The sequence below is a fragment of the Pseudoalteromonas sp. APC 3355 genome, from assembly GCF_030407615.1.
Taxonomy (GTDB): domain Bacteria; phylum Pseudomonadota; class Gammaproteobacteria; order Enterobacterales; family Alteromonadaceae; genus Pseudoalteromonas; species Pseudoalteromonas distincta.
The window spans coordinates 36285-56166 of the sequence record NZ_JASDDB010000004.1; the positions used below are offsets into that span (position 1 = coordinate 36285).

Here is a 19882-nt window from a genome sequence, read left to right on the forward strand (position 1 = left end):
TGTGATTTATTTACAAAATAACCCTAATAATTGTAAGGAATGGTGATTTTTGCACCGCCAGAGACGTTTTTAATTACTGGTCTGACTAGTTTGGTTGTGTTATAAATTTATTAAATCGCACTATAAAAGGACATCTTCATGCACTTTGAACAATTACTTCTCCAAGCTTCAAAAATTGGAAGTTCAGACAATACCGAACAATTAACTAGCACAATGCAATTTCCAGAAAACTGGTGCCAAGGCAGAACTGCTTTTGGTGGTCTCTCAGCCGCACTGTTGTATCAAGCTATCAGAGGAAAAGTATCTAATGATCGTCGCCTACTCTCACTCAGTACAAATTTTGTAGGGCCATTACTAGCTGATACTCCTTTTTCGTTATCGGTAGAAATATTACGACAAGGTAAAAGCAGCACACAGGTACTCGCCAAAGCGATTCAAAATGAACAAGTGTGTGTAATTGTACAAGCGTGTTTTGCTAAAAGTAGAGAGTCGGGTGTAAATGTGCCTGTTTCAAAGTCTTTAGGGTTAAAACCGGTAGACGAGCGCCATACTCTACCTTTTATTAAAGGCCAGATGCCTGAATTTTTTCAACATGTTGATTTATGCCCTCAACAAGGTGCCATGCCATTTAGCAGCGCAGAAACTTCTCACTTAGGGGGCTGGATGCGCTTTAAGCACACCCCAGAGCAAATAACTGAAGCGCATGTAATTGCATTAACAGATGCATGGCCACCTACGTTATTACAAATGTTTAAACAACCCGCTCCAGCTAGTAGCATGTCATGGTATTTAGAGTTTGTACAAGAGCCAAACTTAACACCTGGAGAATGGCTTGGCTTTGAAGCAATCACTCATCATTCAAAAGATGGCTATGGTTTAGAAGATGGCTGTATATGGTCACAATCCGGTGAGCTAATAGCGCTTACACGTCAAACAGTGGCGTTATTTGATTGATGAATGGGTTTGGCCTTCATCAACAATTCTTTTATAAGTACCGTTTTGCTTGATGAGCGCCAAACCTATATCAAACTCAGTAGCTAAAGAGAAGTTATTAAAATAAGCAGGTCGCTCTGCTTTTGGAAATAAAGTGTAAATTTGCACAGCTTCGGGTGATTTATGTTGATTGTAGTAATAGTAAAAAATACGCTTATCTAACACAATTACATCCACCCAACCTTTTAACAGCTTATCTACCTGCGCCTTTTGATTAATAACCTCTTGATATGAGCTAAAGTGTTTAACATTACTTTTAAATATAGAAGGCAGATATGCAATTGCATTTTGAAAAGCAAGAACGTTTTTATTAAACATGCCTTCTATTTCATCAATATTATATTTATTTCGCTTGAGTGTAATGGCTACATTTTCATAACTAAGTACCGGTTTACTTGGGTAAACACCAGGACTACTTCCTCCTGCATAATTTAAAAGTATATCTACTCCTTTATTGTGCAATTGATGCTCAGCGCGTTTATTCGACATATATTGCACATTAATATTGGCAAATCCATTAGCCTTTAACGCGGCTTTGATTAAACCTAGGTGTATACCCGAGTCTGTTTTTGCAAAAACATAGGGCGGAATTGATGCGCTCGCGGCGATAATTACTTCTCGCTCTTTATTAATAGCCACAGCATTTTGCGAACAAATAAAGAGCCACATTAATATGCAGTACAAATAATATTTCACACGCTTCCTTTATATAACGAGCAGCTTGATGGCAGAACGCGTTGTATTAATGTATTAAATATAGCAAAATTGAAGAAATATTCTTCTTGCTTGGTATTAAATTGCAAACTGTCTGCCCCTGTTGTGATCTGATCATAGATATACCTCGCATAATCGCAAAACAAATGGCGATATGCCCACATTGTCACCATAAACTTTGCGAAGCCGATGTTAATCACGACAGTCGCATAGTTGCACTAAGCTTTAGCGCACTATTAATGCTGCTCAGCAGTATGTTTTACCCTTTTATTTCATTTAGTAGTAGCGGTATAACTCAAACTATTACACTACCCGACGCGGCTCGAATTTTGTTTAATTATGATAGTGAGCTGCTTGGCTTATTTATTGATTTGAGCATTATTGCCCTGCCCATGGGTTTGCTTCTTATTTTAATTCCTTTGCATCTTGGGCTTTTAAAAGCATTACCAGAGAGCATTGCAAGGCGACTACTAAAGTTCACTTTGGCGTTAGAGCCTTGGATTATGTCGGAAATATTTTTAATTGGCGTACTTGTAAGTATGGTTAAAATCATGTCGCTGGCTGATATTAGCTTCGGCACGAGTTTTTGGGCTTATGTGGGGTTTGTTATTTTATATATAGCTGCACTTGTTCACTTAAATCGCCCACGCTTATGGGCTCAAATAAAGCCTGTAAAAGTACTCGAAGGCGCAGAGCATGCTAAACGTGCAATAGATGAAAATATTAAAGCCTGCCATGTGTGCCATCAACTATGTACCGGTAATATTTGCCAGCGTTGCCATACAAAAACACACGTAAGAAACCCTTATAGCGTACAAAAAGCAGCAGCTTGGCTAATTACTTCTGTTGTTTGTTATATTCCGGCTAATGTTTTACCTATTATGCACACCACTAGCCTTGGGGATGAATCCCCTTCAACTTTAATTGGTGGTGTTATTACTCTTTGGAACAGTGGCTCCTACCCTATTGCCGCTATTATATTTTTAGCCAGTGTGGTTGTACCGCTTGCTAAGGCATTTGTATTGAGCTTTTTATGCTTTATGGTTACAAGGCCTGCCAATAAACATACAAAAAGTTACACCCGAATTTATCAACTGACCGAGTTTATTGGTAAATGGTCGATGATAGATGTATTCGTGGTTGCTATTTTAGTGGCCTTAGTTCAACTGGGTAATTTAATGTCAGTAACGCCAGGATTAGGCATTGTATTTTTTACAGTTATGGTAATATGCCAAATGATGGCTGCCCATGCCTTTGACCCACGCTTATTGTGGGATTCCCCTAAAAACAAAAAATCAGAGAACAAAGCATGACCGAAACCGCTGAAATAACAAAAGAACCGAAAATTTCCGCTATCTGGATCATTCCGGCAATTGCGCTGTTAGTGGGCATGTGGATGTTATACCAATACCAAGCTAATAAAGGCCCTACTATTTTTATCGAAATGCCACAAGCAGAAGGTATTATTGCAGGTAAGACTGAAATAAAAGTGCGCAGTGTAAAAATAGGCCAAATTGATCATGTTAGGCTATCCGACACGCAAGACAGCGTAATTGCTCGCGCGCAAATAGATAAAAATTACAACGAGCTACTGACTGACGATGCTAAAATTTGGGTCGTGAAACCACGCATTGATGAAACAGGTATTAGCGGGATGAGTACGTTATTGTCTGGTGTATATTTAGAGTTTTCACCCGGTGAAAGTAAAGAGCTAAAAGAGCGTTTTAAGTTACAAGATGAACCCGCCCTCATTGGTAAAGATGTGAAAGGTGGTCGTTTTAAATTAATGAGTTACAACGCTGAAGTACTTGATGTAAGCACCGGTATATTCTTCAAAAATTATAAAATAGGGCAAATAGAAACCGCCACTTTTGATTGGGAAAACCAAGCAATGAAGTACGGCGTATTTATTAAAGCCCCTTATCAAAATCTGATCACCATGAACTCTATTTTTTGGGTGAACGCAGGAATTGAAATTGACCTATCTGCCGATGGCATCAATATTAATACAGGCTCTTTGAGTAAACTATTAAAAGGCGGTATTTCGGTTGGTTTACCTGAACAACAGGCCCCGGGTGAAATAGCACAAGATGGGCATAGCTTTTCATTAAGCCAAAGCTATAAAGAGGCGTTAGAAGAGCGCTTTTATGATTTTGATTACTACCTAATTGAATTTGAACAATCAGTTCGAGGACTACGCACAGGTGCACCTGTCGAGTACAGAGGTATGCGTGTAGGTACTGTTGTTGAAACCCCTGCCAATGTAATTATTGACGGTAAACCTGCCCACTTTAGAAACCATAATACGGCGGTTCCAGTGCTTATAAAAGTAGAATACGGACGCTTGTATCACGACAGTGCTTCAGCAAAAGAGTATTGGCAAGGCAGTTTAAAGGGCTGGATTGAAAGTGGTATGCGCGCCTCGTTAAAGCCCGGTAATTTATTAACGGGTGCTGTGTATGTAGATTTTGACATATACCCCGACGCGCCAGAAGCGCACCTAGGTAAACTTGTGCAGTATGATGTTTTTCCGAGTATTTCTAGCGGCATAACCGTATTAGCAGACCAAGTCTCTGACGTACTTAATAAAGTAAATAACTTAAAAGTTGAAGATAGCTTGGCACAAATGCAAGCCACATTTACCGATTACCGAGCGCTTGCTAATGAAATGCGAGAGCTGCTAAGCCAAAAAGATACACAAAACTTACCAGGCGACTTTAATCGTAACTTCGAAAAGATGACAAAAAGTATGGAGCAGTTTGAAGTCACTATGCGCCAATTTGATAAAACCATGGCCAGTTACCAAGCCGGTTCTGAACTTCATCATCAAATACAGCAAACATTAAAAGAGTTTAAACGTTTAAGTGAGGGCCTACAGCCTCTAACTCGCGGATTAAACGAGCAACCTAATATGCTAATTTTTGATAAATCATTACCAGCAGATCCAAAACCAAGGAAGCAATAATGAAATCGTTATTTTTAACTGCAAGTTTATTATTACTATTGGCAGGTTGTAGTTCATCAATACAAACTGCGACACAGTATTACCAGTTTGAGCAGCCTATAGGTGCATCGTCTCGAAACGTTGCAGATACAGATGCGCAACTAAGAATACAAACTGTTGTACTTAGAGGCGCTTTAAATAATTTGGGCATTGCGATGAAAATAGATAGCAACCAAATTCATGCTGCAAATTACAACCTATGGGGCGAATCGCCGGATGTAATGCTTACTGCAACAGCCCAGCAAACACTTTTTAATGCTATGCCCAACTGGATGGTAATAAAAGGCTTACCGGTCATTACTGAACTTGATCAACAAACGTTTTATGAGCTTGAATACGAAATTCACCACTTTAATGGCGATATGCAAGGTAACGCTGATATTTCTGGGCTTTGGCGTTTATATTACACACACCCTGAAACAGGCCGACGTCTTATAAGTATTCATAATTTTTCAAACCTAGTGCCTATTGATGATGATGGCTATGACGGCCTGGTTTCGACACTTGAAGCAACATGGCTAAATATAAACCTAAATGTTGCAAAACAAATAGAACAAGCAAGACTTTAATCATTAAGTGACAATATAATCACGGCGGTTTTAACATCAATTACCGTCGAATCTTACTTTTTGCTGCTTCTTCAATAATTTTTTAAGTTGATGAATGGCATCTCTTTACATCAAGGAATTAGCGCTACAAAGCACTCTATTAAACCACCTCTAATAAAATTTTATCAAACATGTAAATTTTTGTTGACTGAAATTAAAAAGCAGATTATTTTTGCGCCGATGTTTTTACAGGCACAACAATAGCGGTTTGCACTCCTTGCACCGTCTGGCGCCAAAGCCAACGCGTTTCACTTAAGCCGCTATTTAACATAACTGTTTATGTGTCCCTCCCTCGCGTACAAAAGCAGTGACTTGGAAGATGATTTTACAACAAACTTATCATCTTCTTTGTTTTTGTATAAGCAGTTTAAAAATTAATACTATTTTAATTTTTATACATGCTTTTAATTTTGTGAATACTTAAATGCTTGAACCTTCTGCGTTAAGTTTACTGCCACCGTTGGTGGTAGTTGTATTGGCTGTTGTATTACGCCGCCCTATTTTATCTTTACTTATTGGTGCTTTAGTTGGTTTAGTTATCGCCGATCCTGCACAGGTACTTACTAACTTTGCGAGTACATCGCTAAAAGTGATGACAGACGAAACCATCGGCTGGCTAATACTTGTATGTGGTGGCTTTGGTGCTTTAATCGCGCTATTAGTGCGCACAGGTGGCGCATCGGCTTTTGGCAAGTTAGCCCTTAAATACACTAAAGGTAAACGCTCATCTTTGTTTATGACCTTTTGTTTGGGTGTAGTTATTTTTATTGATGACTACTTAAATGCGCTTACCGTGGGTGAAACCATGAAACGCATTACCGATAAATTTAAAGTGAGCCGTGAGATGCTTGCCTATGTTGTAGACTCTACTGCTGCACCAATTTGTGTACTTGTCCCTTTATCTACTTGGGCGGTTTTTTTTGGTGGCTTACTCGTAGATAACGGTATTGCTGAAGAAGGCAAAGGGATTGCAGTTTATATCCAAGCCATACCGTATATGTTTTATGCGTGGTTTGCAGTGCTTGTTGTTTTACTTGTTGTGCTGGGTATTATTCCTGCGATTGGTCCAATGAAAAAAGCAGAGCAAATGGCACAAATTGAGCAAGCTCAAGTTGATCCAGCCCAATACAATGACGTTCAAACAGCGGATGAATATGCAGTAAAAGCCGTAGAAGAGAACTTTGAAGATGCTGATCCTAAAGGTAAATTACGTAACTTTTTGGTGCCGATTATTTTACTGGTTGCATTTACTGTTTACTTTGAAATAGACGTATACAAAGGCTTATTAGCAACAATGGCGGTCACTCTCCCGTTTTATGCTCTACAAAAATTAATGAGCGTAAGTGAAATGATTGAACGCATGCTTGATGGCTTTAAAAGTATGATCCCCGCGATTGGTACTGTTATAGCTGCGTTTATATTTAAAGATGTATGCGACTTAATTGGTTTGCCTCAGTTTGTTATTGGCAGCTTAAGCCCTTATATGACCGCTGCATATTTACCAGCCGTGGTATTTATTTCAATGGCTATTTTAGCGTTTGCAACAGGGTCTAGCTGGGGTATTTTTGCTGTATCAATTCCCATTGTTATGCCACTGGCAAATGCGGTTGATGCAAACATACCACTGGTCATTGGTGCGCTATTATCGGCTTCCTCTTTTGGTAGCCAGGCGTGTTTTTACTCAGATTCAACGGTGCTCGCAGCGCAAGGCTCTGGTTGTAATTTAATGAGCCATGCCGTTACACAATTGCCTTACACGCTAATTGCTGCGGCATTAGCTGTTATAGGCTTTTTAATAATGGCTTAAATTAGCTGAATAAATAATAAACCCCAATGTAGTGATACATTGGGGTTTATTTAAGCTACATAAATAAAGCTTATTTTTGTAGTTTAATACCATTGTAATAGGCATCAAGCGTTGTGATTTTAGTTTGATTTGGTAAATCGGCAAAGTCACTTTCTATAAACTTAGTCCCGCGTAGTTGCACATTTAAACGTGCAGCATTAGGGTTAAGCATTGTTTGCTTGTAGTAGTCTTTTATATCTGCAAGCGTTACTTTTTCAACTTCATCAATCAGCTTTTGCTTAGAATCAAAGGTAAAGTTTTCACGGTACCAATCGTTTATAAGTGGGCTCATTTCGTCACTTAAGTTTTTAGGCTGCTCTTTAAGTGATACAAGGGTAGAGTTTTTCAGCTGCTCAAAAGTCTCTTCGCTCATGTTATCAAGTTCAACTGCGTATTCTTTTTTAAACTTATCAAAACGAGCTTGTATTTCTTTTGGTCCTTTAACCGGTGTTTGAATATACAAACCTATTGCTGAGTAATCTTCAATTGGGCGAGCTAACGCACCTACTGCGTATGCAAGTTGCTCCTCAGTACGCATTTTATCAAACGCAACAGTTCTAAAGTGGCTTTGTAATACAGCTGCTTCTGCTTTTTGTTTGTAACCCGCAACAGGATGAACGGTCATATCAACCACCGCTACATCGGCTACATCAATATCTTTTTGCAATACCAGCGTTTCGCCAGGTTGTGGCAACCACGCTTTGCTTCGCGCAAATTCACTGCGCTTATGATTACTTGGTAATGTTGCACTTAACTCTTGTGCTATCGCGTCAATATCTTGCTGATCGTAGTTACCGTAACTAAATACGCGTAAATCGTTTTGTGCAAACGTAGCTGTTTTTAATTGTGCTAAGTCGGCAACACTCAGTGAGTCAGCGGCTTTTATAAGCGCATCTGTATCAAACCCACCAGTACGCGTTAGTTTTGAATACTCGCCAAATGCTTGTGCATACGGAAACTGCTTTTGTTGGTTTAGTAAATTACGTTTAAAACGATCTACCGCTTGGCTAAATGCTTGTGCTGTTTCATCAGCTTTTAACCCGGTTAAAGCTTGTTTAAGCAATACATCTTGCTTATCTGTAAAACCACTCATAGATAAAACAAGGCCATTACTCGGTGCTAAGCTTACGCTCATACCGGCGATTGCTGCTTCGGTACTTAACTGACTTTGTTGAATATTGTATAAATCAGCCCAAACAGAATAAAGGACTTCTGCCTTAATATCGTTCAAACCGGGTTGAGTATTTATATAAACTTCAACAAGCCCTTTTGGCTGCTCTGCAAATTTTTGACTTGCTTGGCGCCATACTTTTACACCATTTTTATCGTAAGCAAGTTCTGGGTGTTTTTGCTCTTTAAATGCTTGCGTTTTTATTGCAAAATTTTCAGGCAATAAATTGTTTACTGTTGGTAGTGCTAACTTAAATTCGCTTGGTTTTTTCCAGCTGGCAATTTCATCATCGCTAATGTCACTGATGCGGTATTTACCGTCGTAAAAGTGTAGTTGTGAGTCTGTCTCTTCTTGCTGCGATACATACCAAATACGAAGGGTGTCGGCATTTAACTGCTCAAGTACATTGTTTACAGCGTCAGCGTCAAACTTTGCATAATAATAAGGTGCATTAATAGCGTGATTTAACGGATAATCTTGCATGCTTTGCGTAAGCGAGCTTACATAATTAAATTCATCACCTTTTTCTAAAAACTTAAATTGGTTATTAAGGGAAGTACGAATTTCGTTGAAGTACTTGCTATCAACACCTTCTTTTTTAATTAAATCGATGTACTGCATAATAGTCGCAACTATTTCATCACGATTTTTCATGCCTTCATCGGTAAGCTCTACATTTACATTTAACGAACCGTAGTTACCATATTGATTTGGTGCAGCTGAAGCAGAAAGCTGAGACACCCACCCTTTATCACGAAGAAGTTGCGCTGGGCTGCCCGGCATTTCATTACTTAGTAAATACGCTACAAATCGGTTTGGTTTAAGTGCAAATTCGCTATTATTATTAGCAATGGTGAAATCAAGTTGCAGCTGTTTTACATCTTCATTTGGTGCATAAAACACGCGTTTTCCGCCAGCGTTATCAAAATCAAGTTTTGCAGTCACTGTTGGTTTTTCGATATTTTTATTTTTTATGTCAGCAAAGTATTTTTGCGCTTTTTGCTCCATTTCAGCAATAGGTAAATTAGAAATAAGCGCAACTTTCATAATATTTGAAGAGTAGTATTTATTATAAAAATCAACCGTTTCTTTATGAAGTGAACTGCTTTCTTTATCGCCAAGCGTTTCAAGGTTCCCGATTAAAAAACGATTAGCGGGGTGATCGCCCATCATTTTACGCGCGAGTTTAAACTGACCAAAAAAGTCCATTTCGCGGCGCATTGACCACTCTGCGTTCACTGCATTTTTTTCTTTGTCTGTGTATTCTGGGTATAGCTTTGGCGCTTTGAAAAAATCGGCAAAACGATCTAGCCCTTCATCAAACGCGTCGTTATTAATTTTAAACATGTAATTAGTAATATCGAGCCACGTGTAAGCATTGTGCGCGCCACCATTTTTGGTCATAAAATCAGAATACCCTTTTGTATCTGGGTAACGATCTGTGCCTAAAAACAGCATGTGCTCTAAATAATGCGCCATACCTTGTTGCGACATTGGGTCGTGCAGTAAACCAACACCAACGCTTAGTGCCGCTGCTGATTTTTCAGCACCTGGATCTGACACTAAAATTACTTCAATGTCGTTTGCCAGCTTAAGTGTTTTATATTCACGGTTATCGTTAGGACTAACGACTAACGTATCTGATAGTAAAGAGGCCTGAGGCGCCACTGAAACCAAAGCCGTATTTGAACAACCACTTAAAACTGCAAGTGCGATAGCACTAAAACCAATAATCTTTTTCATTTTTGTTTTCCATTAAAAAGTATTGCGCAAAATAGCGTGCGCCAATTCAAAGCAATATAGTTAAGCTAAACTAACATTTTCAATTAATAACTTTCTACAAAATAACGCTATTTTGTGTAACACATTGTGAAAAATGTCTTCATAATCGGATATTAGTTGGGAGTCTGCCAACCTTGCGAGATTAAAAATCATTCAATATCAAAAAATACGCAAATTCTAAATAATAATAAGGAAAAACAATGGAAAAAATCATCATACTTGCCATGTTTGCACAAGTTACGCTTTCACTGGTTGTCATGCTCATTATGGGTAAAAGGCGCTTTGCCGCAGCTAAAAACAAACAACTAGATTTAAGTGACTTTAAAACAATGCAATTAGATAAGGCTGGCGACACTATTAGGGTGGCAGATAGAAACTTTTCAAATCAGTTTGAAATACCTGTGCTTTTTTACGCGGGGTGTTTACTTGCACTGCAACTAAATAGCGCCAGTACACTTGTGGCAATACTGGCCTGTTTATTTGTAGCAACACGTATTGTGCACAGTGTTATTCATTTAGGTGAAAATAACGTACGCGCACGTTTTAAAGTGTTTTTACTGGGTTGTATTTGTGTGTTTTCAATTTGGCTAGCAATGGTTTGGCGAGTACTATTTTAAACAGCAAAGTTTAATAATAGTAATGTGGACGGCTGGTTTAGGCCATCCACATTACCGTTAATTTTAATTATTTAGCACGTTTTAAACGAGGTACCGCAAGTAAAAAAGCACCTAAAAGCCAAATTAACCCGCCGCCAGAACTGCTACTAGAATCTGTTGATGTGTCAGAATCAATTAGCGTATTTTCAGTAACAGTAAGGCCTGCTGCTGAATTAGGATCATCATCCATTACCGCCACATTTTGAATAGTCACTAAGTTAGCACTACTAATTGTTACATCAGTACTTGCACATTGCTCAGCAGTAATATCAACCACGGGTGTTTCATCACAGTGAACTAAGGCTGCAATTTTATCTAAAGTTGATTGGCTTGCTGCAGTAATTTGTCCAAACACAGTAAAGCCACCATTTTGCGTATCAAGTGCTGCACTTCCTGCGCTATTATTAGACATATTAAAAAACCACTGACTTGTTGCGCTATTAGCATCACCCGATAATTTAGCCATCGCGATGGTGCCCTTAACATTAGAAAAAACGGGCTCATTATCTACAGCGGGCTTTGTAGTAATCGCATCTAGCGAATCAGAAAATGTAAATCCACCACCTTGAATAACAAAGTTACTAACAGAGCGGTGAATTACTGTTTCGTTATATGAATCGTCTTGAACGTAACTTAAAAAATTTGCGACTGTTTTGGGGGTTTGTTGATCAAACAGGTTAATCTCTATGACACCTTGGCTCGTGTTCATTTCAACTATAGTAGCGGTGCTTGTAAAACTTGCTGCAGCAAGTGCTGATCCAAGTAAAAGTTTTTTCATGTTTTATTCCTGTTGTTATATTTTTTAAATAATTAGTTAATGCGTTAACACATTAATGCCATCGGCGACTAAAATCGATTCTAAAGTGTGAGTTGATACAATTAAGACCGTGTTGATAACAAATTAATTACATATGCCATTATTTATATTCTTTTTTGCTATATAAATCTAACTATTTAAAATTAAATCATCTTAAAAGTGTGGTCACTTATTTGTTACCTTAAAAAAACACAAACAACAGGAATTAACAATGCCACACACTAAACAAACAATTTGCGACTTTGGTTTACACAAAGGTGAACCATACACAAAACTACCGGCGAGCTTTTTAACGTGGATGGTAGGTATAAACCATACTAAGCGGGAATATGCGGATGCAGAGTTAAAGCGTCGCGAAAGTGCCGCCACAAATCGATTAACTGTACCTTCTAAATAAAATGTCAATAAGTACGTTTTTTTAGCATAAAACTAGTTTAAACTACCCGCTTGATAAATTAAGTAGACCTTAATCCATAGGTATTTTATGCGTATAATTATTTTATTTTCGATTATTTTTAGTGTACTTGGATGTACATCTCCTGCTCCTGAATCAACCTCTAACAGTACTCCTACTGAATATTTAACTGTTCTTCATACTAATGATAATCACGGCCGTTTTTGGCAAAACGAAAAAGGCGAATACGGTATGGCCGCTCGCAAAACGTTAATTGACTCTTTACGTAATGACGCCCAAAAGCAAGGTCATGCCGTTTTACTTCTCTCTGGTGGTGACATTAATACCGGTATTCCTGAGTCAGATTTACAAAAAGCAGAACCTGACTTTAAAGGCATGTCGCTGATTGGTTATGATGCAATGGCATTAGGTAATCACGAATTCGATAACCCTATTGATGTTTTGAAGCAACAGCAAAAATGGGTGAACTTTCCTTTTCTATCAGCCAATATATTTGAAAAAGAATCAGGCGAACATGCGTTTGATAGCTATAAAATATTCAAAAAAAATGGCTTAACTATTGCTGTCATTGGATTAACAACAACAGACACAGCTAAAATTGGTAACCCTCAGTATATTGGGCACTTAGAGTTTAAAGACCCTGTTGATGTTACCGCAGAACTAGCTAAAGAAATAAAAGCTAAGTACAACCCTGACATTACCATTGCGCTGACTCATATGGGTCATTATGTTGATGCTAGCTTTGGCATTAATGCACCAGGTGATGTAACACTTGCTCGCTCACTTCCTGCAAACACACTTGATATGATCATTGGCGGTCACTCACAAGAACCTGTGTGTATGAGTGATACAAATGTAAATGACGATAACTTTAAACCTGGCCTTGCCTGTAAGCCAGACCAGCAAAACGGTACTTACATTATGCAAGCCCATGAATGGGGTAAGTATGTTGGTAAAGCTGAGTTTAAGCTTGAAAACGGAAAATTAACGTTACTAGACTACAAACTCATGCCTGTTAATTTGTATGTAGATAAAGTTCAAGCTGATGGCTCTACTAAAGCAGTATTAGCAAACGAGTACATTAAACCAGACCCTAAACTTGAATCTTATTTAGCGGTATACCAAGCTAAAGGCGCTAAACAAATTGAAGGTACCATTGGTGAAGTAGATGCTCGCTTAGAAGGTGACAGAAACAAAGTTCGTTACCAACAAACAAACCTTGCACGTGTAATTATTCAAGCTCAAATGGATGTAGTAAATGCAGACTTTGGATTAATAAGTGGCGGTGGTATTCGCAGCTCAATAGAGGCTGGTAAAGTAAGCTATAAAGATATTTTAAAAGTACATCCTTTTAAAAACCGCATTACTTATATGGATTGGCAAGGCAGTGATTTATGGGATTACTTAAATACAGTAACGAGCTTCCCACCGGATGCTGGTGCTTATTTGCAATACCATAAAATATCGTTTGAGCGTAAAAATAATCAGTTGGTTAATGTTTTGATCAATGGCGAACCGCTTAATAAAAATAAAACATACAGAATGAGTCTAAATAGCTATAACGCATCAGGCGGTGATGGTTATCCTGCACTTACAAATAAAAAAGGCTTTGTAAGTACAGACGAAACAGATGCTAAAGCACTTCAAGACTTTATTTCAAAAAATAGCCCTCTCAAAGCGGCTGAATTTACCCCTAAATAACCTCTAAGAATAAGAGGGAAGTAATCTAGTTACTTTCCTCTTATTTCAATATTACCTTTTTTAATATTTGCCAGCCCATAACTATGCAAACGAGAACGAGAGCCTTCTCCATAGGCTTTAGGTGGGTAATATAACTCTTTTTCTTCAGGACACTCACTAAGTACTTCATCTAACGCCGCACGTATCTCACTCAAGGTTTTTTCTAGGCTATTATTAAAATTAGGTCTTTTTCTAACCGTATGACCAAGTTCGACCAACCTATAAAAATACTTGTTAGCGAGCTCTAGAAGCTCCTCTGGTACATCTTTATTATGACTAAGCGCTACATCATCGTTATTTGTACAATACTCTATAAGTGCTAAATAAAAGCATAATGGCTTATTGGCTAAACCCACTTTTTGCTCTGTATTACAACTACTTGATAGTGTTTTATCGTTAAGATCAACTATAAGCATCAGCGGCGTAGGCTCTATAATTGACTGATGCTGTGCATTATTAAACTGCTTATTACTTTGTTTAATAAACGCAAACTTTACCCAAAAACTAATCAGCACACTTAATACTAAAAATATAAAATAGTAAATAAAATGGCTTAATGTAAAGTGGGTTTGCTGAACGTTAAATACAACTAATATAGGTCCGTTATTAGTGCTCAAACTACGTGTTATTTGGTGTAAGTTTACAGGTGCTAGCATTTCGCCTTTTGGTGCAATAGCAACAACTTTAAGATCGTTCGAATTAATGTAGCTATTTAAGGTTTTAATGTAGCTATTAACCGCATCTTTATTCCCCGAATGCTTTAGCAGCTCATTTGATAAATCAAGTAATGGTAAGTCGAGTGCAATTTGCCTTTCTATCTGCGTTATTTTTTGTTTAGTCACTTGCTGGCTTTTTTGAATTACAGAAATATAAAACACAGAAGATAAAGTTAAAAATAAGCATAGTAAAACAAGTAGTTGTTTATATTTACTCATCACTAACTTCCTCTTTTAAGTTTACTGAGCTAGTACCGCAACTCCAAAACGATTGTGCATTTTGATAATAATGCAAACTTTGATCTTTAGACATATCAAGCAAATTTGCCTGTACTGCACATAATAAATCAGTATTGTTTTGCTGCATTTTTAAATACCATCTTGTTCCAGTAATATTATTACTCAAAGGCGTAATATAGTTTTTTGAAAAACGTTTTTCGTCACTCTCTTTCCAAAACGAAGCAATAATATCTACTTTTCCGTCGGCGAGTAAATCGCGTAATTCGTTATGAGAACTAGCATAAGTGATTTTCAAATTAGCTAAATTTATATCCAGTTCTTTAAACATTTGCTTTGGTAAAATATGCCCTGATCGGCTGGTAGGATAATCAAGCAAACCTATGCGTTTATCTAAAAAATATTGTTTAGTAATTCGAGGTTTTTCTTTAGAAGATATAAAAAAAGCCGTGTAGTCAGAAAAACCAACTACGGGTTGGTAGTTATAGGTCGACTCCGCTTTAAATGCAGCCATAATATTACTTTTAGCCAAAATTAGGTCAGCAATTCCTTTACCAACAAACTCAAAGCTATCTGCCGTTCTATATCCCCAATACCCTTTTACCGAGCCATATTGCTTAGCTACTACGTTATCAGAGCATAACTTTTGTGTTAATAATTTGGCTATTTTTTTTGATTGTGTAAAAACAATTAATTGGCCTTTATTACTTGTAGCAGTTGTTTGACACTCTGTTGAGGTTTCGATCATAACCGGAAAATGTAAATCATCATTGTATACACTAACTTGACCGCAAACCCACGTAACGATCAACAATAGAAACAAAAATGTAACAATTAACATTTTGTGCAACACAATATTTTTATAATTCAAAGCAATGCCACCCAAAAATAGACGATATAGTGTATTTGAACAATTTCGCTTACCTATTACAACAAGTAATTTTACCTGTTAAATATAAGGGACTGATTTTAAACGCAATTGAATAAGAAACTATGAATTTTAATAAGTCCTTCCTATCAACATTAAAAATGAGGACAATTGACCGCATTAGCTTATAGCAACCCCATGAAATATTCATTTAGGAAGTTTTAATGCATAACAATATAAAGTACTCGATATCTTCTGCGCTTTTGATTAGTGCGATATTCACAAGCACTAACTCACACGCTTGGGGTCAAAATGGCCACCGTATTGTAGGGCAGATTGCACAATCTCATATAAGCGAAACAACTAAAGCAGCAATTAAACCTTATTTAGATGGTGAGTCACTTGCGCAAATATCAACGTGGCCTGATGAAATGCGCTCTGCTCCTGGCGACTTTTGGCAAAAGCAATCATCTCGTTGGCATTATATTAATGCAGCACCAGGAAAATCTTTCAGCTTCAATCACGAGCACACTAAAAACAAAGAATCTGTAAGTAATATCCTAGAAGGCATTCACTATTCAATGCAAACACTCACTGATAAAAATAGCACCTTAGATGCTAAGCAGTTCAGTTTGCGTTTTTTAGTGCATTTAGTAGGCGATAGCCATCAGCCATTTCATGCCGGTCGAGGTGAAGACAGAGGTGGTAACCGTATTAAGGTTTCATTTTTTAACGAAGAAACAAATCTTCACAGCCTTTGGGATACAAAGTTAGTTGAGAACGAGAACTTGTCGTTTACTGAATACGCTCAATTTATTGATACAAATAACAGCGAATTAATTGCTGAGTATTTACAAAGCTCACCTAAAACTTGGGTTGAAGAATCACACAATTTAGCAACAAAAATTTATAAGTACACCAACGACGAAGTTGGGTACAGCTACATTTATAACAACACTCCAATTGTAAAAACACGCCTACAACAAGCGGGTATTCGACTAGCTGGACTATTAAACGCCTTATTTGACCCTTCTGCAAAAGAGTTAGAAACGGCACTAAAAATGACGACTGACAAATAAACAGTATTAAATTTATATAACCTACACACGGGAAATCAACATTATGACTAAGCTTCGCCTTTCGAAATTAACTGGAGCGGTAATTTTAGCTCTAGGTGTTTCTACAAGCGCAATGGCTGCTGATACTTCATCTGCAATGCGTGGTAAAATTACGACGCCTTCAGGTGGCAGTGCTGCAAACGTTAAAATTAAAGTAGTTCACCAACCAACGGGAACTATTAGCGAGCTAACTACAAACGAAAGTGGTACGTTTATCGCTAATGGCTTACGTGTAGGTGGTCCTTACATGGTTATCATCGATTCTGATAAGTTTAATGATACAACTGTTGAAAATATCTATCTAAATCTGGGTGAAACTTACCGTTTAAGCTCGCAGCTTGCTCCGCTAAACATCGAAAAAATTGAAGTGTCTGGTTATAAAATTGTTCAGCAATCTGGTGGCTCAAGCAGCTCATTTGGTTCTGATACTATTGAGAACATGCCAAGCTTTAACCGCGACATTAAAGATATTGCGCGCTTAAACCCACTTGCCAGTATTAATGGTAATGGCGAGCTAACGTTTGCAGGTAGTAACCCTCGTACCAACGGTTTAACCGTTGACGGTATTGGTCAAAATGATGACTTTGGCTTGAACTTTGGTGGCTACCCTACTTCTCAGCCTCCTGTAGCACTTGATGCTATTGAACAAGTTTCTGTTGATGTATCTCCTTTCTCAGCTTCTAAAGGTAACTTTGGTGGCGGTACTATTAACGCAGTAACAAAATCTGGTACAAATGAGTTTAAGTTCTCTGGCTTTTATGAAATCTCTACTCCAGAGATTGCAGGCGATGTCGATAGCATTGTTCAAGAAGATGGCCTTGATGAGCTAGGTCATAAAACTTATTCTACAAATAAAGTAGAGCCGATTAAAACTGAAGAAAGATTTGGTTTTAACGTTGGTGGCGCAATTGTTAAAGACGAACTGTTTTATTTCGTTAACTATTCAGAATGGTCAAGCGAATTAGATCTTGATTACGGCTTTGACGGCTCTGGTGCAGCCAACGAATTTAATACTTCTGAAGCTAACTATAACCGTTTCATCTCTATTTTAAATAATGAATATGGCTTAACTGATTCATTAGCAGGTGCGCCAGAAGATACAAATAAAAACCTGTTAGTTAAGCTAAGCTGGAACGCAAGTGATGACCATCGTTTAGATTTTACTTACCAATGGCAAGACGATCAAGATGAGCGTAACACTAGCACCGGTGGCAATAATATTGTACTAACATCGAACACCTACGCCTACGTAACGAAGTTCAATAACTTTTCAACAAAGCTTTACTCTGATTGGACTGAAGATTTTTCTACTGAAATTGGTGTTTCGTATAAAGATGTTACCTCTGATAGCGCAACTCGCTCAAATCTAGGTAGTATTTCAGTTGATGAAGATGGTCGAAATGGCCCTTCTTACAACTTTGGTACAGATCAATATCGTCATGCTAACCGCTCTGAAACGCAAAATTTAACTTTTACACTCGATGCTACCTATTTAATGGATGAGCATGAAATAAACTTTGGTGCTCAATATGAGTCACTTCGTTTATATAACTTATTTGCTGAAAACTCTCTTGGCACGTGGAAGTTTGATAGCTTAGAAAATTTTGAAAACCGTGAAATTGGTTCTTATGATTTCTCTTATCAGAATGCTTACACTAATGATTCATCTGATACAGCATATGATGTAAGACGCAATCAACTAGCACTTTACATTGAAGACACTTTTTATGTAGGTGACGATTTAGAAGTTACAGCAGGTGTTCGTTATGAGCGTTTATCATCAGATGATAAACCAACTCTAAATGAAAATTTTGCGAATACGTATGGCTTTACTAACCAAGAAAATCTAGATGGTCTAGACATTATACTTCCTCGCGTTGGCTTTAAATACTACGTAACAGAAGCCCTTACTATTAACGGTGGTATTGGTCGCTTCCAAGGTGGTATTCCAAATGTTTGGTATAACAACTCATTCCAAAGCGATGGTATTACATTAGTATCTGCTCCTAACGATGTAATTAACGACTACTATGCAAATAACACTGCTGATATTACTCAGGTGCCTGATGAAATTAAAAACTCATTAGAACAAGGTGCTGGTAGCGTTGCTTATATCGACCCTGATTTTAAATTGCCTTCAAGCATTCGCACCCAAATAGGTTTTGAATATGAGTTTGATTCTGAACTATTAGGTGATGGCTTTAAATGGCAAGCAGAGATTGCTTATCATAAAAAAGAGAATGAGGCGGTATGGCATAATACATCTATTAACCCAATTGGTATTGCAGCTGATGGTGAACGCGTTATAAATGAAACTATTTATAGTGGCTCTTTAGCTGATAACGCTGACATAGAAATGACGAATTCATCTGATGATGGACGTTCAATTATTTTTTCAACAGGTATTGCTAAACAGTGGGATAATGGCCTGTTTGTATCGGCAAGCTATGCACACCAGGATGTTACCGAGTCATCAGCCGGTTCAGCTTCTCAAGCGGAAGGCAACTACAAGCATAATATTACAGTAAATCGTAATGAAGATATTGCAGCACGTGGTTTTTACGAAGTTGAGCACAGCTTTAAAATCAACTTAGCATATAACACAGAGTTTTTTGAAGGGTATGCGACTAAGTTTAACGTGTATTTTGAACGTCGTTCAGGTCGTCCATTTAGTTATACAATGAACATGTATAAAGACAGTGATTTGGGTGATACGAGTAGTTTCTTCAGTAATGGTGCTTACTTACCATATATACCTACAGGTGCTGATGATCCAAATGTAAACTGGGATGAATCAGGTACGACTTGGGCTGAGTTAGAACCATTACTAGAGCGTGCTGGTATATCTCAGCGTGGTGGTATTTTAGGTAAAAATACAGCAACTCAACCTTGGGTTACTACGATGGACGTTAGCATTAAGCAAGAAATACCAGGCTTTGCTGAAGGTCACACTGGTGAGGTTTATCTAATGATTGATAATTTCGCAAACCTTCTAAACAGCGACTGGGGTGTAGAAAAACGCTTAGGTTACTCTAACCAAACTATTTATGACTTTGGTGGCCTTGATGACCAAGGCAGATATAAAATAGACAACAGCTTTGGCGGTGCAGATGTGCGTAATTACTCACAAATCAATTCATCGTCATCAGCTTGGCAGGCTAAAGTTGGTATTAGCTACAAGTTTTAAGCCTTAATAG

Annotated in this window: 15 protein-coding genes; 10 read left to right on the plus strand and 5 right to left on the minus strand. The window is 37.8% G+C overall.

The features are described 5' to 3' along the window. Positions 1 to 138 precede the first annotated feature (138 nt). Positions 139 to 954 (plus strand): thioesterase family protein, encoded by an 816-nt coding sequence (locus QMA08_RS08320; protein ID WP_290174174.1) that lies wholly within the window; start codon positions 139 to 141, stop codon positions 952 to 954. On the opposite strand, the gene QMA08_RS08325 is transcribed toward QMA08_RS08320, so the two are convergent. Then, complete coding sequence (locus QMA08_RS08325; RefSeq protein ID WP_290174175.1) at positions 943 to 1689, minus strand: transporter substrate-binding domain-containing protein; 747 nt, start codon at positions 1687 to 1689, stop codon at positions 943 to 945. The genes QMA08_RS08320 and QMA08_RS08325 overlap by 12 nt on opposite strands. 164 nt (positions 1690 to 1853) lie before the next feature. Here QMA08_RS08325 and QMA08_RS08330 point away from each other — a divergent pair, with 164 nt between their 5' ends. From QMA08_RS08330 to QMA08_RS08345, 4 genes are all read left to right on the plus strand, one after another. Then, the gene (locus tag QMA08_RS08330) at positions 1854 to 3020 is read left to right on the plus strand and encodes a paraquat-inducible protein A (protein ID WP_231619691.1); all 1167 of its coding nucleotides are present in this window, start codon (positions 1854 to 1856) and stop codon (positions 3018 to 3020) included. Beyond that, a complete protein-coding gene (pqiB, locus tag QMA08_RS08335; RefSeq protein ID WP_002959056.1) occupies positions 3017 to 4672 on the plus strand; it encodes an intermembrane transport protein PqiB in 1656 nt (551 codons plus the stop codon). The genes QMA08_RS08330 and pqiB overlap by 4 nt, the downstream gene beginning before the upstream one ends. Then, entirely contained in the window at positions 4672 to 5280 is a 609-nt protein-coding gene (locus tag QMA08_RS08340; protein WP_039488488.1) for a PqiC family protein, read from the plus strand. The genes pqiB and QMA08_RS08340 overlap by 1 nt, the downstream gene beginning before the upstream one ends. 463 nt (positions 5281 to 5743) lie before the next feature. After that, a complete protein-coding gene (locus QMA08_RS08345; RefSeq protein WP_024604188.1) occupies positions 5744 to 7126 on the plus strand; it encodes a Na+/H+ antiporter NhaC family protein in 1383 nt (460 codons plus the stop codon). Between the two features lie 70 nt (positions 7127 to 7196). On the opposite strand, the gene QMA08_RS08350 is transcribed toward QMA08_RS08345, so the two are convergent. Then, the gene (locus QMA08_RS08350) at positions 7197 to 10079 is read right to left on the minus strand and encodes an insulinase family protein (protein ID WP_290174176.1); all 2883 of its coding nucleotides are present in this window, start codon (positions 10077 to 10079) and stop codon (positions 7197 to 7199) included. A gap of 239 nt (positions 10080 to 10318) precedes the next feature. Between QMA08_RS08350 and QMA08_RS08355 the strand changes: the two genes are divergently transcribed. Next, a complete protein-coding gene (locus QMA08_RS08355) occupies positions 10319 to 10735 on the plus strand; it encodes an MAPEG family protein (protein WP_002959052.1) in 417 nt (138 codons plus the stop codon). 67 nt (positions 10736 to 10802) lie between these two features. Here QMA08_RS08355 and QMA08_RS08360 read toward each other — a convergent pair whose 3' ends face one another. Further along, the gene (locus QMA08_RS08360; protein ID WP_290174177.1) at positions 10803 to 11552 is read right to left on the minus strand and encodes a peptidylprolyl isomerase; all 750 of its coding nucleotides are present in this window, start codon (positions 11550 to 11552) and stop codon (positions 10803 to 10805) included. A 250-nt stretch (positions 11553 to 11802) separates the two neighbouring features. On the opposite strand from QMA08_RS08360, the gene QMA08_RS08365 reads away from it, so the two are divergent. Further along, positions 11803 to 11988 (plus strand): hypothetical protein, encoded by a 186-nt coding sequence (locus QMA08_RS08365; protein ID WP_024594581.1) that lies wholly within the window; start codon positions 11803 to 11805, stop codon positions 11986 to 11988. An 87-nt stretch (positions 11989 to 12075) separates the two neighbouring features. After that, positions 12076 to 13707, plus strand: coding sequence for a bifunctional UDP-sugar hydrolase/5'-nucleotidase UshA (ushA, locus tag QMA08_RS08370; protein ID WP_182716350.1), 1632 nt, complete (start codon positions 12076 to 12078; stop codon positions 13705 to 13707). A gap of 29 nt (positions 13708 to 13736) precedes the next feature. Here the strand turns inward: ushA and QMA08_RS08375 are convergent, their stop codons facing one another. Both QMA08_RS08375 and QMA08_RS08380 read right to left on the minus strand, forming a co-directional pair. Beyond that, complete coding sequence (locus QMA08_RS08375; protein WP_290174178.1) at positions 13737 to 14681, minus strand: hypothetical protein; 945 nt, start codon at positions 14679 to 14681, stop codon at positions 13737 to 13739. Continuing rightward, a complete protein-coding gene (locus tag QMA08_RS08380; RefSeq protein WP_290174179.1) occupies positions 14674 to 15540 on the minus strand; it encodes a hypothetical protein in 867 nt (288 codons plus the stop codon). Before QMA08_RS08380 ends, QMA08_RS08375 begins: the two co-directional genes overlap by 8 nt. Positions 15541 to 15791: 251 nt before the next feature. Between QMA08_RS08380 and QMA08_RS08385 the strand changes: the two genes are divergently transcribed. Together QMA08_RS08385 and QMA08_RS08390 are read left to right on the plus strand one after the other, a co-directional pair. Continuing rightward, positions 15792 to 16646 (plus strand): S1/P1 nuclease, encoded by an 855-nt coding sequence (locus tag QMA08_RS08385; protein WP_290174180.1) that lies wholly within the window; start codon positions 15792 to 15794, stop codon positions 16644 to 16646. A 43-nt stretch (positions 16647 to 16689) separates the two neighbouring features. Continuing rightward, positions 16690 to 19872: a TonB-dependent receptor gene (locus QMA08_RS08390; RefSeq protein WP_290174181.1), complete on the plus strand. Its 3183-nt coding sequence runs from the start codon at positions 16690 to 16692 to the stop codon at positions 19870 to 19872. Positions 19873 to 19882: the final 10 nt, after the last annotated feature.

Excerpts from the sequence above, each read along its gene's own strand:
- QMA08_RS08320 (WP_290174174.1), top strand. The coding sequence starts at position 139 with ATGCACTTTGAACAATTACTTCTCCAAGCTTCAAAAATTGGAAGTTCA.
- QMA08_RS08330 (WP_231619691.1), top strand. The coding sequence starts at position 1,854 with ATGGCGATATGCCCACATTGTCACCATAAACTTTGCGAAGCCGATGTT.
- pqiB (WP_002959056.1), top strand. The coding sequence starts at position 3,017 with ATGACCGAAACCGCTGAAATAACAAAAGAACCGAAAATTTCCGCTATC.
- QMA08_RS08340 (WP_039488488.1), top strand. The coding sequence starts at position 4,672 with ATGAAATCGTTATTTTTAACTGCAAGTTTATTATTACTATTGGCAGGT.
- QMA08_RS08345 (WP_024604188.1), top strand. The coding sequence starts at position 5,744 with ATGCTTGAACCTTCTGCGTTAAGTTTACTGCCACCGTTGGTGGTAGTT.
- QMA08_RS08350 (WP_290174176.1), bottom strand. The coding sequence starts at position 10,079 with ATGAAAAAGATTATTGGTTTTAGTGCTATCGCACTTGCAGTTTTAAGT.
- QMA08_RS08355 (WP_002959052.1), top strand. The coding sequence starts at position 10,319 with ATGGAAAAAATCATCATACTTGCCATGTTTGCACAAGTTACGCTTTCA.
- QMA08_RS08360 (WP_290174177.1), bottom strand. The coding sequence starts at position 11,552 with ATGAAAAAACTTTTACTTGGATCAGCACTTGCTGCAGCAAGTTTTACA.
- QMA08_RS08365 (WP_024594581.1), top strand. The coding sequence starts at position 11,803 with ATGCCACACACTAAACAAACAATTTGCGACTTTGGTTTACACAAAGGT.
- ushA (WP_182716350.1), top strand. The coding sequence starts at position 12,076 with ATGCGTATAATTATTTTATTTTCGATTATTTTTAGTGTACTTGGATGT.
- QMA08_RS08375 (WP_290174178.1), bottom strand. The coding sequence starts at position 14,681 with ATGAGTAAATATAAACAACTACTTGTTTTACTATGCTTATTTTTAACT.
- QMA08_RS08380 (WP_290174179.1), bottom strand. The coding sequence starts at position 15,540 with ATGTTAATTGTTACATTTTTGTTTCTATTGTTGATCGTTACGTGGGTT.
- QMA08_RS08385 (WP_290174180.1), top strand. The coding sequence starts at position 15,792 with ATGCATAACAATATAAAGTACTCGATATCTTCTGCGCTTTTGATTAGT.
- QMA08_RS08390 (WP_290174181.1), top strand. The coding sequence starts at position 16,690 with ATGACTAAGCTTCGCCTTTCGAAATTAACTGGAGCGGTAATTTTAGCT.